We start from the raw sequence: 14995 nt of genomic DNA, 5'->3' as shown, positions 1-14995 counted from the left end.
CCCGCCGGAACACACGCTTGATGGCTGGTCGCGCGTCCCGAACGTGGATGTGGGGCCGCGCGTCCCACCGATCCGGCCTTCGCGATTCTCCTCCAGCACGCGCTCAGGGCACGGTCGCCCCACGCGTTGCCTTGCCCTTGGAGGTTTTGTCGCCCGCGAGCACATGGGGGCAGTTGCTGCAATAGCCGCGCTCCGGCAGCAGGTAGCGCACGCAGCACACCCGCCGCCAGCGCCCCTCGCCGCCCGGCCCGGCCTCGTAGCGCACCGGGGCGTAGAAGGGATTGCGCGCGCCATCGCTCCAGCGCGGCGCGGCCACCAGTCGATCCCCAGCCGCCACCGCGGAGGGAACCTGCCCGGTGCCCTCCAGCTCCCGCAGGATGGCCTCGAACAGGTTGGCCGCATTGGTCCACATCACCTTGGTGGAGAGCCCCGAGCGCACCGCCAGCGCCGCGAACACCGGCTCCAGATGGTCGAAGACCAAAGGCTTGAAGCGCACGAACGGGTCGGCCTCGCCATCCGCATGACCGTCGTGGGGCAGCACGAAATGGTCAGGCAGGCCCTCCTCGTCCAGCACGATGGCAAGGTCGGCGAGCGCCACCGGCAGGTGATGGCCGAGCACCAGGTTGGCCACCACCACCACCGGCATCAGGATGTGCACGTAGTGGATGGAGAACAGGGAGGCGAGGGCGCGCCGGTCGTCGCCTCCGAAATGCGCCGCCACAAGATCCAGCGCCGCATCGAGCCGCGCGGGGGCGAGCAGTTCGGGCAGGGGAAAGGCGCCGGGCTTGTCGCCGGGCAGCACCAGCGTGTCCGCATAGGGCTCCAGCGGACCGTGGAAGATGGGGGCGAGGACGGGGATCATGGGATGTCCCTCACAGCCGCCGGATCCGCCACAGCAGATAGGGCGCGCCGATGAGCGTGGCGAGGAGGCCGGTGGGGATCTGCCGGGGATAGATCAGCGTGCGCCCCAGAACATCGGCTCCCACCATCACCAGGGCGCCGATGAAGGCCGCCGCGATCAGATGCGGCAGCGCGCGCGAAAACCCCGCGAGACGCGCCAGGTGCGGCGCCAGCAGGCCCACGAAGGTCAGCGGCCCCACGATCAGCGTGGCGGTGGCGGTCATCACCGCCGTGAGCAGCAGCAGCAGCAGGCGGGCGAGCTTCACGTCCACCCCCACGGCGCCGGCGGTCACCGCGCCCAGCGGCAACAGATCGAGCCAGCGGCTGAACGGCACTGCCGCCGCCCCCAGCGCCGCGAGGGCGACGAGGCCGGTGACCGCTTCGGCTTCCCCAACGCGCGCGGTGGACCCGGCGAGCCACGCCAGAAGCGTCATGGCGCGCGGATCGCCGGAGGCCGTCACTGCCACCACCAGAGCGTCGAACAGGGCCCCCAGCGCGATGCCGGCGAGCAATATGCTGTCCGGCGCGAACGCGGCGCGGCGGGTCAGCGCCAGCAGGCCGAAGGTGGTGAGCGCCGCGCCGGCCGCGCCGGCCGCGATCTCGGTGGCGCGGTCGGCCCCGGGCAGCGCCATCACCACCACGATGAGGGCCAAAGCCGCGCCCGAGGTGAGGCCCAGAACTTCGGGGCTCGCCATGGGATTGCCGGTGACGCGCTGGGTCACGGTTCCCGCCATGGCGAGGAGGCCCCCGGCCGCAAGCGCCGCCGCCACCCGTGGCCAGCGCCAGTCCAGGAAATCGCCGGACAGATCGAGGCTCCAGCCGCCCGCAAGGTGGGACAGCAGCAGCGCCGGCAACAGCAGCACGCAGAGCACGACGGCCACCTGGCCCAGCGCCAGCCCCGGCCTCTCCAAACGCGGCTCCAGTACCGGGGCGACCATGCGCGGCGGACGGACATCACGTTGAAGCCGGGGCAGCAGCCACAGCAGCAGAGGCGTGCCGAACAGAGCGGTGAGCGCGCCGGTGGGCACCAGGTCGCCATAGAGCCCGGCCAGAAGCTGCACTAATTGGTCGGTCAGCCACAGCAGCGCGGCGCCGATGAGCGGCCCCCACACCAGCCGGGCGGCGAAGGTGCGCGCGCCGGCGAGCGTCGCCAGCGCCGGCGCGGCGAGGCCGATGAAGCCCACCACGCCCACCGCGCTCACCACCGCCGCCGCCAGCACCACCGCCAGCGCCAGCGCCGCGAGGCGCAGCCCCACCAGCGGCACGCCGAGGCTGCGCGCGCCCTCTTCATCAAGGTCCAGCAGCGCCAGCGGGCGCACCATCAGCGCCGCGCCGAGGCCCGAAGCCGCCACCAGCGGCGCCAGATGCACCACCACATCCCAATCCTGCTGGGCGAGGGAGCCCGCGCCCCAGATGAACAGGCCGGCGAGATAATTCTGGTTGAACAGCACCAAAGTGGCGCCGAGGGCGCCGAAATAGAGGCTCACCACCATGCCCGCCAGCACCACCGCGAGCGGCGCCAGCCCCTTGTTCCAGGCCAGCGAGAACACCAGCACGGCGGCAACGCCGCTGCCCGCCAGCGCCACCGCCTCGCGCCCGAAGCCGGCAAGGCCAGGTACTGCCAGGGTCGCCACCACGAGGGCAAGGTGGGCGCCGGCGGACACGCCCAACGTGGTGGGCGAGGCCAGCGGATTGCGCAGCACCTGCTGCATCAGCACGCCCGAAAGACCAAGCGCCGCCCCGCACAGCCACGACACCAGCAGGCGCGGCAGCCAGCTGAAATGCACCACCACCTCGCCCATGGCGCCGGGACGCACCAGCGCCCGCACGAGGGAGCCCGTGCCGATGCGGGCATCAAGGCTCTGCGCGCTCAGCGCAGCGGCGCACAGCGCCAGGACCAGCACCAGCGCGGCGGGACGGAACAGGCGGACGGAACGTTCAGCCACGGGCATCCCCCCTCCCCGCGCCGGAGACGGCGGACGCGGCGGCATGGTCGGCCAGCACGCGGGCAAAGCGCATGGCGGAGACGAGGCCGCCGAACGACCAGACCGGTGGCAGCAGGCCGATGCGGCCGGCCTCCACCATGGGCAGGCGCTGCCACAAGGGGCCGTGCGCCAGGGTGGCGCGGGCCTCGGGCGGCACCGGCTCGAACACCAGCAACGCCGCATCCTGCGCCGCGGCCAGATGCTCCAGCCCGAAGGTGGCGAAGCCCCAGAAGCTGGTGGGACCGGTAAAGGCATTGGCGATGCCGAGGCGGGTCAGCACCGCATCGAACAGGGAGCCGCGGCCATAGACGCGCACGTGCCGGGCATCCATGAAGCTGGCGAGATAGAGCGGCCGGGCGGTCAGCGGGGCCACTTTCGGCCGGGCCGCCTCCAGCGCGGCGTCGGCCTGCGCGAGAAGACGGGCGCCGGCGTCCTCGCGCCCGGTTGCAGAGGCAAGCGCCAGCGCCACCTGCCGCGCCCGTGTCCACACGTCGCCGTCCTCGTCGAAGATGGCGAGGCTGAGGGTGGGCGCGATGCGGGCCAGCATGGGCTCGAACGAGGCGAGTTGCGGGGTGATGACGATGAGGTCCGGCTTCAGCCGCGCCACCGCCTCCATATTGGGCTCGACCCGCAGGCCGAGGTCCGGAATGCCCGGCGGCAGCGCCGGCTCGCGCACCCATTCGGCATAGCCATCGCCTTCCGCGCCCCCCGCCGGCACCACGCCGAGGCCGAGCAGGGTCTCAACGATGCCCCAGTCGAACGCCACCACCCGGGGCCCGGGAGCAGCCATCGCCCGGCCGGCGAGGACCGCCGCCGCACCCGCCATCAGCGCGCGGCGGGAGAATAATGCGTCTGTCATGCGACCGCCTTGGACGCCGCGCCGCGGACGTTGGGGTGTCGCTCTGACAGCGGGCAGCGCGGGGCGGGACGCGGCGTCTTCTCCGGCTGCGCCTGGTCCAGTTGAGCCTTTTCAGGGGCAGGTGTTTTGGCCGCGCGCGCCTTGGGGCAGCTTGCCTTGGGACAGCGGGCGGTGGTGCGCCCACAATAGGCGTCGATGCTGTCGCGGCAGACCTTGGTGGCGTCGCGCACCATGAAATTCACCAGCGTGCGCGACACCCCCAGATGTTCGGCGATGTCCTTCTGCGGCATGCCGTCGATGCGATGGCGCAGGAAGGCGAGGCGGGTGCGCGGCGGCAGGGTGTCGAGGGCGCGGATCACCACCTCCAGCATCTCGCGCTGCTCCAGGCGCTCCAGCGGGCAGGCGCAGGGCATGGCCACGTGGGCGGCCTCCTCCGCGCTGCCGGCCAGACTGCGCTCGCGCTTAAGCCGGCGCGCCCGGTCGATGGCAAGGTTGCGCACCAGGCGGTAGAGGAACGGCGCCGGATGGTCCGCCGCAATCACCCCCTCGCCCTCGCAGAGCTTGACCGCCACGTCCTCCACCACATCCTCCGCCAGATGCCGGGACTGGACGATGCGGAACGCCATCCGCACCAGCCGGGCGCGGTGGGCGAGGAGGGTGTCGAACAGCGGCGCGCTCGCCGTCGCGCCAGAAAGCGCCGCGGAAGCGGAAGCGAATGAAGCAGGGGCCACAGAAGCAGAGGCCGAATAAGCAGAGGGATGGCGCAGCGGCGCAGTCATGGGAACCCCTTTCCGCCGGCCGGCGGCATTCTCCGCGCAAACCGGCACGTCCTGCCCCCGCCCTTAAGCCGTGGGGAAGCTCAGCGAACGAAACTCACCGGCCACCCGCCCACCGGGTGGGCCATCACCGCCATGGGAATGCCGTAGATCTCGGCGAGCGCTTCGGCGGTCACCACCTCGTCCGGCGGGCCGCGCATCAGCAGCCGACCGCCGCGCAGCGCCACCAGCTCGTCGCAATAGCGCGCGGCCATGTTGACATCGTGCAGCACCAGCGCCACGCCGAGCCCGTGCTCGTGACCGAGCCTGCGGGCCAGCGCCATCACTTCCACCTGGTGGGCCACGTCGAGGGCCGCGGTGGGCTCGTCCAGCAACAGGTAGCGCGCCTCCTGCGCCACCAGCATCGCGAGCCACGCCCGCTGCCGCTCGCCGCCGGAGAGGGTCTCCACCAGCCGGTCGGCGAAACCACCCACGTCCGCCAGCGCCAGCGCGGTCTCCACCGCCGCGCCGTCGCGCGCACTCTTGCGGCCGAGCGCGCCGTGCCAGGGATAACGCCCGCAAGCCACCAGCTCGCGGACCTTCAGCGCGCCGGCGGACGGCGGCGTCTGCGGCAGATAGGCGACCATGCGGGCGAACGCCCGGCTGCTCCATGACGCGAGGCTTTGCCCGTCGAGGAACAGCGTCCCCGCGCTCGGCGCCTGCTGCCGCGCCAGCAGCTTCAGCAGCGTGCTCTTGCCGGAGCCGTTATGACCGATGATACCCACCACCTTGCCGGGCGTGAGGGTAAAGGACACGTCGCGCAGCAGCGGACGGCCTTCGGCGGCAAAGCCGACTCCCTCCAGCGCAAAGCCCTTCGGCTCCGCCGCTTCCGCGCGCAGTTCCCCTGCTGTTTGCAGGTCACTTACCATTTGTAAGTCACCTGCGCGGTGATGGTGCGGGTCTGCCCATAAGAGCAGCCGATATAGGTATTCGCGATGCTGGAGCAGGTGCCCACATAAGCATTGTCGAACAGGTTCTTGGCGGTGAGCGAGAACAGCCAGCTGTCCTTGGCGTAGCGCACCGCCGCGTCCACCAGCGTGTAGCTGGGCACATAGATGGTGTTCTCGCGGTCGCCCCAGGTGGAGCCCACGTAGCGCACGCCGCCGCCAAGGCCGAAGCCCTTCAAGGCACCGTCCTGGAAGGTGTAGTCGAGCCACGCCGAGGCGAGATGCGCCGGCACGCGTTCCGGCGTATTGCCCACGATGCTCGGCTCACCGACCGGGGGAATGTCCGCCGTCACCTCGGCATGCAGATAGGTGTAGGCGGCGAGGAGCTTGAAGCCGTTCTCGAAATCCACCGCGCCTTCCACCTCGAAGCCTCGTACCTGGACCTCGCCGGTCTGGTAATAGGCCTGCTGCATGGGGTCGGTGGTGTCGAAGCTTACCGCATTCTGCTTGGTGAGTTGGTAGAGCGAAGTCTGGATATAGCTCTTGCCGTTGTTGGGCTGGTATTTCAGGCCCACTTCATACTGCTCGCCGGTTTCCGGCTTCAGCGGCTGCATGCTGTAGCTGATGGGCAGCGGGCCATAGTCCGTATCCACCGTCACGCTGGACTGGGTGAAGCCCGGCACCACGTTGAACGAGCTGGAATAGCTGGCATAGGGCGTCATGCCATTGTCGAACAGGTAGGACAGGCCGACCCGGCCGCTGAAGGCGCCGTTGTTGGCGCTGGTCTGGAACGTGCTCGGAACGTTGACGCCGTAATAATAATTCAGCAGCGGCGCGAGCTGCGCCAGCACCGGGCTCTGCGTCGAGCTTTCGGTCTGAACCCAGTCGTAGCGGCCACCGAAGGTGAACACCCATTTGTCGTGGAGCTTGAACATGTCCTGGGCATAGAGGCCGGTCTGGCTCAGACTTTGGGACGTATTCAGGGTATTGATCAGCGGCGCGACGGTGCTGTCGTAGACGGGGAAATAGGGATTGATCGGCCCCACCGGCGAGGAGCCTGTGATGAGGCTCTGCAGCGTGCCGCCATATTGGGTGCCGTCCTGCTGGGTGTTGGAATAGTCGAGGCCGAACACCACCTGGTTCTTGGCAAACCCCAGATCGCTGTCGTACTGGGCCTGGTTGTCGATGGTGAAGACGCCCAGCGTCTGGTTATTTTCCTGGGCGGTGCGCAGCAGGGTCGTTGTGTCGCCATAGGCGGCGATGGGATAGGCGGTGCGATAGTCCACGTCCACCGACGCGTAGCGCAGGTTCTGTCGCAGCGTCCAGCCGTTGTCGGCACGGTGCTCGAAGAAATAACCGCCCGAATACTGGGTGGCATCATACTTCGACCAGTCCGGCACGCCGAGGAACCGCGAGGACGGGATCTTGCCGTAGACGCTGGGGTAGAGCGTGCCCTCCGCCGGCAGCAGCTGGTAGGTGTCGCCGGTGTGGTCCTGCTGCAGGTTGGCGAACACGGTGAAGGTGGTGTTCGCATTGGGCGTCCAGGTCAGGGTCGGCGCCACGTAGATGCGGTCGTTGGACACATAGTCAACCTGGGTGTCGGCCCCGCGCACCAGCCCGGTGAAGCGATAGGTGATGTTCGAACCGTCCACGCCGGCGCCATTGATGTCGAAGCCGGTCTGGAGGTTGTCGAACGAGCCGTAGGAGGCCCAGATCTCGCCGAACTGCGCGCCCACCACCGGCAGCTTGGAGACCAGATTGACCAGGCCGCCGGGATTGTTGAGGCCATAGAGCGTGGAGGTCGGGCCGCGCAGGACGTCCACGCGGGCCAGGCCATAGGGCTCCTGGCGGAAGCCGGCGAAGCCGGCCGTGGGCATGCGCATGCCGTCGCGATAGACGCCCAGCAGGTTCTCGTCGAAGCCGCGGATCACGAACTGCTCGAAGCGATTGTCCTGCCCGTAGGGCGAGGCCGAGACACCCGCCGAATAGTCGATGGCATCGCTCAGGGTCTGCACCCCGCGATCATCCATCTGCTGGCGTGTCACCACCGAGACCGATTGGGGAACCTCGCGCAGCGGCACATCCATCTTCATGCCGGTGGAGGTGTCGACGGCCACGAAGGGACCGGCGACGCCGTCCGCCTCCACCGTCACGGTATCGAGCTGGATGCCGCCTTCCGGCAGCGCCGCGCCGCCGCTCTCCGCCGGCCGGGCGATGGTGACCGTGTTGGCGCTGGTGAACCGATAGGTGAGGCCGGTGCCCGCCAGCAGGCGGGACAGTGCCTGCGCCGGCGCCAGGGTGCCGGACACGCCGGGCGACTGGACGCCACGTGCCAGATCCGCCGCGTAGAGCACCTGAAGATTGGCGCGATCACCGAATGCCGTGAGGGCCGAAGTGAGGGAGGACGGCGGGATGGCGAAGGCGACGGCCGCCGTCTGCTGCGCCATGGCCGCCGAACCGGTGAAGGCCGACGAAAGGGCCGTGCTGGCCAAAAGGGCGACGCCCAAGCCGAGACGGATGGCCTTGCCGCTCACGCGCGACGGCCGACGACAGCGATAGTCCAGCATGGCACCCCGAAAGCCCGATGAGCTGAGCGGCAGCGCCGACCCGGAAAATCCAGACCGATCGCCGCGATATCTCAGAGACGGACGGGGGTGGCCGGGACCTCACCTTGGTGGCGAGAAAAAATCGAGGGGACGAACCTTGGCCGTCGTCAGGCGGGGTAAAGCAGCACGAGATAGCGGGTGAGCGCCATGGAGCGCACCGGCAGGCTGCGAGTGATGGCCTCCAGAACGCCATCCGGCTGGCGGATGTCGAAAATGCCGGAAACCCGCAGCCGCAGCAGGGTGCTGTCGGTGACCATGATGGTGCCGGGCCGGTAGCGGTTGACGTCCGCGATCACCTGACGAAGCGGGCGATCCTCGAAGATCAGCTTGCCGCGCCGCCAAGCCGAGGCCTGGGCATCGCTCACCTGTTCGGTTTCGCCGATGCCGGAGGCATCATAGCTCACCGCCTCCCCCGCCTTGAGCCGGGACAGCGCGGCAGCGCCGGCGCGGATCGACACTGCGCTCTCGCTGACCGCCACAGTCACTTCGTTCGACCACAGGTGCACGGAGAACTGGGTGCCGGTGGCCGTGGTGACCCCGCCCGCAGCCGTCACTGAGAACGCCCGCGCCGGATCGGGCGCCACATCGAAGAAGGCGCGGCCGCGCTGCAAGGTGAGCCGGCGCGCCTGCGGCGTGAACTGGAGCGACAGGGCGGAATCGGCATCGAGCACCACCCGCGAGCCATCCGCTAGGGTCAGCTGACGTTGCTCGCCGACGCCGGTGCGGATGGCACCGTCGAACCAGTCCGGCACGCCCAGCGCCACGCCCGCCACCACCGCCGCCGCGACGCCCGCCGCCCCAAGGAACAGGCCGCGCCGCGACATCATGGGGCGCGATGCCGGGACGGACGCCGCGACACGGCGTGGATCGCCCACCTGGTCGAGGTCGCCCCAGAGCGCCTCCAACGCATCATATTCCCGGCGGTTATCGGCGGCAGCGGCGATCCATTGCTGGAAATCGGCAACCTCCGCTGGCGTTGCCTCGCCGGAGCGCATCTTGACGAACCAGCCGAGCGCTGCGTCGCGGGCCGTGGGTCGGACTGTCGTGTCTCGAACTTGCGATTTGCGCACACCGGCACCTGTGGAGCGAACCTTGCGGCGACGAGCCGGTTTTTCGACCCGTTCTTCGCCGCTCTGCCTCTCCTGACGAAATAGACCGGCCGGCACCTCACCTCAACATTTAGAAATTTTCTAGAAATCGCTCCCGGGCACGATCACCGCCCAGAACGTCGCCAATATCGGTGGCAGAGGCCTAATCGAGCAGGTCCGCCAGCCGGTCGCGGCAGTGGACCAGCGCCTTCATCACATGCTTCTCCACCATGCTGCGACTGATGCCGAGGCGCTCGGCGATCTCGCCATGGCTCAGGCCATCGAACTTATGCAGCAGGAACACCTCGCGGCACTTCGGCGGAAGCTCGGCGACGGCGGCGTCCAACGCCCGCAGGCGCTGCTTGTAGTCGAGGGCATGCTCGGGAGAGGGGTCGGGCGCAGCGACGCCCTCACATTCGGCGTCCGCCGAAACCACCCGCGAGCGCACGGCTTCATGGCGCAGATGGTCGATGGCGATGTTATCGGCGACGCGAAAGAGATAGGCCGCCGGGCTGGCAATCTCGGCGGTGGGCGCGCAGGCATGAACCCGCAGGAAAGTGTCCTGAACCACGTCGTTCGCCGCAGCCGGATTGCCGATCCGGCGCGCGACATGACGCAGCAATTCGTCGTAATGCCGCGCGAAGGCGTTTAATAGAAATATTCTACTTTTCGGCTCCACAACTCGGAACTTCCTGTCGGAATTGGAAAAAGCGGGCAACGCTTCAATTCCAATCATCAGATGATCCAATCAATGCTGACAAAATAGTGCATGGGCCGGATCAATGCAATGGATTCGCAAATGCAGATCGACCGGTCGCAAGCCCTGCAGAGGCCCCTGGAAGGCGTGCGCCGCCCCTTCCTGAAGTGAGCCCACCGCACGCAGGACCGGCGGCCTCGCCAGCTCCCGCGCTCCCGCCCGCCGCCGAAAAGCGGCGCACCCCCAATCCTTGGCTTGACTCAATTTATATAAAGTCGATAAATTTTATTATATTTCATTTGCAACCGATCCGAGGAGTGCCATGCCGACTCATTCTGACGACGGCACGCGCGACCGCCCGGGCCGCAAGAGGCCCGGACACAAGACCTGCAGGAACCTCCGTCGCCTTGGCCCCGCGCCCGACGCCGAGGAACTGAGAGTGGTCCAGGTTTTCACTCCGACAAGCAACGTCCGGCGCTTTGCGGAAGACGTCGATGCGGACGTCCTGAGCTGAGGAGAATGAGATGACTGACCAGCTCGTCGAGGCCGCCGGCAGCCATGCCGGGTCCGTGGCCCCAAAGAGATCCAGAAACCCAGCCAAATCGAGAACCGCACGTAAATCCAGAAACGCCGCCCGCCCCAAGGTCTGGGCCACCGGCCTCGTCGCCGGTGCAGCGTGGCTCGCGGCCGCCGCCTATGCCGATTTCGTGCCCGATGCGGACGACTTCGCCTACACGCAGTATTTCGCGGTGGGCCTTGCCGCCATCGGCGCCGCGCTCATTGTCCTCAGCCTGTCCGGCCCGGTCACCGGCCTGCCCCTCAAGGGCCTGCGCTATTGGGGACCCTGGCTGGTGGTGATCCCCCTCGGCCTGTTCGCCTGGGAGGCGGTGACCGCCAAGCTCGAACTGTTGCCCCGCCCGTTCTTCGTGCCGCCCCAGTCCCTGATCGAGGTCTATCTGGATGACTGGCCGAAGCTCGGCATCAGCACGGTCGCTTCGCTGAAACTGCTGGCCTGGGGCTACGGCATCGGCACTGCGGTCGGCGTCACCCTCGGGGTCGCCATCGGCTGGTGGCGCACCGCCGGCTACTGGGCGCATCCGGTGCTGCGCTTCATCGGCCCGCTGCCCGCCACCGCGTGGCTGCCGGTGGCGTTCTTCCTGTTCCCCTCCAGCTGGAGCGCCAGCGTGTTCCTGTTGGCGCTGGCGACTGGCTTTCCCGTCACCATCCTCACCTGGTCGGGCATCGCCAGCGTCAACAAGGATTATTACGACATCGCCCGCACGCTGGGCGCCAGCCAGCGCTTCCTGGTGCTCAAGGTGGCCATTCCCGCCGCCTTGCCCCACGTGTTCGTGGGCCTGTTCATGGGCCTCGGCACCTCCTTCGCGGTGCTGGTGGTGGCGGAGATGCTGGGCGTGAAGGCCGGGCTCGGCTGGTACCTGCAATGGGCGCAGGGCTGGGCTGCCTATGCCAACATGTATGCCGCCCTCATCGTCATGGCGCTCATGTGCTCGGGCCTCGTCACCCTGCTGTTCAAGATCCGCGATCATCTTCTCTCCTGGCAGAAGGAGCTGGTGCGGTGGTGATCGAAGCGCTCTCCCCCACCCGCGCGCCCGCCATCAACCGCGGCCCCGGCATCCGCCTCGACGTGGAGAATGTGAGCCACGCCTTCAGCCTGGAGGGCGCGCCCCTGCCGGTGCTGCGGCAGGTGAGCTTCACGGCGGCACCGGGCGAGTTCGTCGCCCTGCTCGGCCCCTCGGGCTGCGGCAAGTCCACCTTGCTGCGACTGGTGGCCGGGCTCGATCACCCCACCGAAGGCCGGGTGGCGGCGGACGGCGCGGCGATCACCGATCCCGATCCCTCGCGCATCCTCGTGTTCCAGGACCCGACCCTCTATCCGTGGCGCACGGTGGGGGCGAACGTGGCGCTGGGGCTGGAGGCCCGCGGTCTCCAGCGCAAGCTGAAGGGGCGGGTGCAGGACGTGCTGGAACTGGTGGGGCTGGCCAACTTCGCCAGCGCCTATCCGCGCCAGCTGTCCGGCGGCATGGCCCAGCGCGTGGCGCTCGCCCGCGCTCTGGTGAACGATCCGCGTCTGCTGCTGCTCGACGAGCCTCTGGGCAAGCTGGATTCGCTCACCCGCATCACCATGCAGGCCGAAATCCTGAAGCTGTGGCAGGACGCCCGCTTCACCGCCCTGCTGGTGACCCACGACGTGGAGGAAGCGCTCTTCCTCGCCGAGCGCGTCATCGTGTTCAGCGATCGGCCGGCCCGCATCAAGGCCGATGTGAAGGTCGACGTGCCCTACCCGCGCCATCGCGGCGATCCGCGCCTCGCAGAGCTGCGTCACCACCTGCTCGGCCTTCTGGGGCTCGACGCCACCTGGTGACGGGGCGGAGCACCCGCCCCCCGAAACATTCGGCCGGATCCGGGGAACCCGGTTCCGGCCGCAGGCGTAGGGCGAACCGCAAGGCCCGATCGGCCGGCCATCGCCCAGCGCCCCATTCCTTTTCAGGTCCCGGTTCTTTCAGGAGCTTCCAACCATGACCACATTCCGGAACGACGACACCCCCGACGCCCGGACCAGCCGTCGCACAGTCCTGCGCTACGGCCTTGCCGGCGCCGCCGCCACCGCCTTCGGCGGCCTGGGCGGACACGTGCTCGCCGCCAATCTCCTCGGCGCGCCGGCGCCCATCGGCACGGCGGTGGACGCGCAGTTTCCCCTCTGCCTCACCGCCGCCGACGGCGCCGCGCCCGCCGGCCCGCTGCGGCAGCTGAAGCTGGCCTGGAACGCCAGCGCCATCTGCACGGCCGCAGCCCCGGTGGCCAAGGAAACCGGCATCTTCGCCAGGCACGGCCTCGACGTGGAGTTCGTCAATTTCGGCAGCTCCACCGAGCAGTTGCTGGAAGCCATCGCCACCGGCAAGGCGGATGCGGGCATCGGCATGGCCCTGCGCTGGCTGAAGCCGTTGGAGCAGGGCTTCGACGTGAAGATCACCGCCGGCGTCCACGGCGGTTGCATGCGCCTGCTGGGCGATGCCGGTGCCGGCATCACCAGCATCTCATCGCTCAAGGGCAAGACCATCGCGGTCTCGGACCAGGCATCGCCGGGCAAGAACTTCTTCTCCATCTACCTCGCACAGAACGGCATCGACCCGTTCAAGGACGTGGAATGGCGCCAATATCCGCTGGAAGCGCTGCCGCTCGCCATCGACAAGGGCGAGGCCCATGCCCTGGCCGACGCCGATCCGCGCACCTGGATCTGGATCAAGGAATCCAAGGGCAAGCTAGTGGAACTGGCCACCAACCTCTCGGATAAATACGCCGACCGCACCTGCTGCATCATCGGCGTGCGCGGCAGCCTCATCCGCGACGAAAAGCCGGTGGCCGCCGCCCTCACCCGCGCCATCCTGGAGGGCGCCCATCAGGTAGGCGTCGATCCCGCCCTCGCCGCGCGCGTTTTCTCCGGCTACGGCGGCAAGGGCTCGGTGGACGACCTCGTCGCCATGCTGACCAGCCAGGACCACCACCACAGCCCCATCGGCGGCGACCTGACCAAGCAGATCGCCCTCTATGCCGACGAGCTGAAGCTGGTGCAGGTCTTCAAGCCCAACACCAACACCCAGCGCTTCGCCGAGAAGGTCTATGCGGACGTGCTGAGCTGACGGACGCGGCCGGTCCCGCTCCACCCACGCGGTCGGAGCGGGATCGGCAGGAAAGGCAAGTGCCACAAAAGCAAAGGGCCGGAACGTGCTGCGCTCCGGCCCTTTTGGTGTTTCCGCGTCGAAGAAGGCGCAGGCCCCTATTCGGCCGCCTCGGCCGCGTGCTCCCGCAACGTTGCCGGATGCGCCGGGAAGGGCAGCCCGAGGTTTTCGCGCAGGGTCGTGCCCTCGTATTCCCTGCGGAACAGGCCGCGCTTGCGCAGCAGCGGCACCACCTGCTCGATGAAGTCCTCAAGACCGCCCGGCAGGTGCGGCGCCATGATGTTGAAGCCGTCCGCGCCCTCCTTCACGAAGCGCTCTTCCAGCTGGTCGGCGATCTGCTCGGCGGTGCCCGCCACCTGCCAGTGGCCGCGGGCCCCGGCGATGGAGAGATAGAGCTGGCGGATGGTGAGGTTGTCGCGGCGTGCCGCGTCGAGAACCAGCTGCTGGCGGCTCTTCGGCCCGTTGGTCTCGGGCAGGTCCGGCAGCGGCCCGTCCACGTCGTAGCCAGACAGGTCGCCCACGCCCATCACCGTGGACAGCAGCTGAAGGCCCACCGCCGGATGGATGAGGGACTGCAACTCCTCGAACTTCTCCTGCGCCTCCGCCTCGGTGCGGCCGATGACCGGGAACACGCCGGGCATCACCTTCACATGGTCCGGGTCGCGCCCGGCCTTGGCGGCGCGGGACTTGATGTCGGCGTAGAAGGCGCGGGCCTCCGCCAGCGTGCGGTGGGCGCAGAAGATGGCCTCCGCGCTCGCCCCGGCGAGATCCCGCCCGTCCTCGGAGGCGCCCGCCTGGACGATCACCGGATGGCCCTGCGGCGAGCGCGCCACGTTGAGCGGCCCCGTCACCTTGAAGTGCCTGCCGCGGTGGTTCAGCACGTGGAGCTTGTCGGGATCGAAGAAGGCGCCGCTCACCTTGTCGCGAATGAAGGCGTCGTCCTCCCAGCTGCTCCACAGGCCCTTCACCACATCCACGAACTCGCGGGCGCGATCGTAGCGCTCGGCGTGGGGCACATGGCGGTCGAGATTGAAGTTGCGCGCCTCCTCCTCGCCCGAGGAGGTGACGAGGTTCCAGCCCGCGCGCCCGCCACTCATGAGGTCGAGGGAGGCGAACTTGCGGGCGATGTGGAACGGCTCGTTGAAGCTGGTGGAGGCGGTGCCGATGAGCCCGATATGGTGGGTCACCACCGACAGCGCGGACAGCAGCGTGAGCGGCTCGAAGCCCACGTTGCGCGAGGTCCGGCTCACGGAATTCAGGTTGGTGTCGCGCACGCCGAGGGCGTCGGACAGGAAGATGGCATCGAACTTGGCGGCCTCGGCGATCCGGGCGAGGCGCAGGAAATGATCGACGCGCACATTCGCGTTGGCGGGCGAGCGCTCGTGGCGCCAGCCGGCGATGTGGTGGCCGTCCGTCATCAGGAAGGCGCCGAGCTTGATTTGTCGGGCTTTTGTCATGGG

Annotated in this window: 12 protein-coding genes; 3 read left to right on the top strand and 9 right to left on the bottom strand. The window is 68.7% G+C overall.

Annotated features, from left to right (window positions below):
- Positions 1 to 103: 103 nt before the first annotated feature.
- From fhuF to V5F66_RS17080, 8 genes are all read right to left on the bottom strand, one after another.
- Positions 104 to 862, bottom strand: coding sequence for a siderophore-iron reductase FhuF (gene fhuF, locus V5F66_RS17115; RefSeq protein ID WP_394094337.1), 759 nt, complete (start codon positions 860 to 862; stop codon positions 104 to 106).
- A gap of 10 nt (positions 863 to 872) precedes the next feature.
- A complete protein-coding gene (gene fhuB / locus V5F66_RS17110) occupies positions 873 to 2852 on the bottom strand; it encodes a Fe(3+)-hydroxamate ABC transporter permease FhuB (RefSeq protein WP_394094336.1) in 1980 nt (659 codons plus the stop codon).
- Positions 2839 to 3744: an ABC transporter substrate-binding protein gene (locus V5F66_RS17105; protein WP_394094335.1), complete on the bottom strand. Its 906-nt coding sequence runs from the start codon at positions 3742 to 3744 to the stop codon at positions 2839 to 2841. The genes fhuB and V5F66_RS17105 overlap by 14 nt, the downstream gene beginning before the upstream one ends.
- Positions 3741 to 4523: a sigma-70 family RNA polymerase sigma factor gene (locus tag V5F66_RS17100; protein ID WP_012114772.1), complete on the bottom strand. Its 783-nt coding sequence runs from the start codon at positions 4521 to 4523 to the stop codon at positions 3741 to 3743. Before V5F66_RS17100 ends, V5F66_RS17105 begins: the two co-directional genes overlap by 4 nt.
- A gap of 80 nt (positions 4524 to 4603) precedes the next feature.
- Entirely contained in the window at positions 4604 to 5428 is an 825-nt protein-coding gene (locus V5F66_RS17095) for an ATP-binding cassette domain-containing protein (RefSeq protein ID WP_394051882.1), read from the bottom strand.
- Positions 5422 to 8013, bottom strand: a complete 2592-nt coding sequence (locus V5F66_RS17090) for a TonB-dependent siderophore receptor (RefSeq protein ID WP_394094334.1) — start codon at positions 8011 to 8013, stop codon at positions 5422 to 5424. Before V5F66_RS17090 ends, V5F66_RS17095 begins: the two co-directional genes overlap by 7 nt.
- A gap of 146 nt (positions 8014 to 8159) precedes the next feature.
- A complete protein-coding gene (locus V5F66_RS17085; protein ID WP_012114769.1) occupies positions 8160 to 9122 on the bottom strand; it encodes a FecR family protein in 963 nt (320 codons plus the stop codon).
- 181 nt (positions 9123 to 9303) lie between these two features.
- Positions 9304 to 9876, bottom strand: a complete 573-nt coding sequence (locus V5F66_RS17080; RefSeq protein ID WP_393999182.1) for an RNA polymerase sigma factor — start codon at positions 9874 to 9876, stop codon at positions 9304 to 9306.
- Between the two features lie 485 nt (positions 9877 to 10361).
- On the opposite strand from V5F66_RS17080, the gene V5F66_RS17075 reads away from it, so the two are divergent.
- The 3 genes from V5F66_RS17075 (at position 10362) to V5F66_RS17065 (ending at position 13496) form a co-directional block, all read left to right on the top strand.
- Positions 10362 to 11420, top strand: a complete 1059-nt coding sequence (locus V5F66_RS17075) for an ABC transporter permease (RefSeq protein ID WP_394094333.1) — start codon at positions 10362 to 10364, stop codon at positions 11418 to 11420.
- Complete coding sequence (locus V5F66_RS17070) at positions 11414 to 12220, top strand: ABC transporter ATP-binding protein (RefSeq protein ID WP_394051890.1); 807 nt, start codon at positions 11414 to 11416, stop codon at positions 12218 to 12220. The genes V5F66_RS17075 and V5F66_RS17070 overlap by 7 nt, the downstream gene beginning before the upstream one ends.
- A gap of 154 nt (positions 12221 to 12374) precedes the next feature.
- Positions 12375 to 13496, top strand: a complete 1122-nt coding sequence (locus tag V5F66_RS17065) for an ABC transporter substrate-binding protein (RefSeq protein ID WP_394051892.1) — start codon at positions 12375 to 12377, stop codon at positions 13494 to 13496.
- 137 nt (positions 13497 to 13633) lie between these two features.
- On the opposite strand, the gene V5F66_RS17060 is transcribed toward V5F66_RS17065, so the two are convergent.
- Positions 13634 to 14992 (bottom strand): LLM class flavin-dependent oxidoreductase, encoded by a 1359-nt coding sequence (locus tag V5F66_RS17060; protein ID WP_394051894.1) that lies wholly within the window; start codon positions 14990 to 14992, stop codon positions 13634 to 13636.
- Positions 14993 to 14995 lie beyond the last annotated feature (3 nt).

It is taken from the genome of Xanthobacter versatilis, assembly GCF_043193975.1.
GTDB classification, from domain to species: domain Bacteria; phylum Pseudomonadota; class Alphaproteobacteria; order Rhizobiales; family Xanthobacteraceae; genus Xanthobacter; species Xanthobacter autotrophicus_E.
Note: the sequence above shows the minus strand (reverse complement) of the source record. Positions and strands in the feature narration are given on the sequence as shown.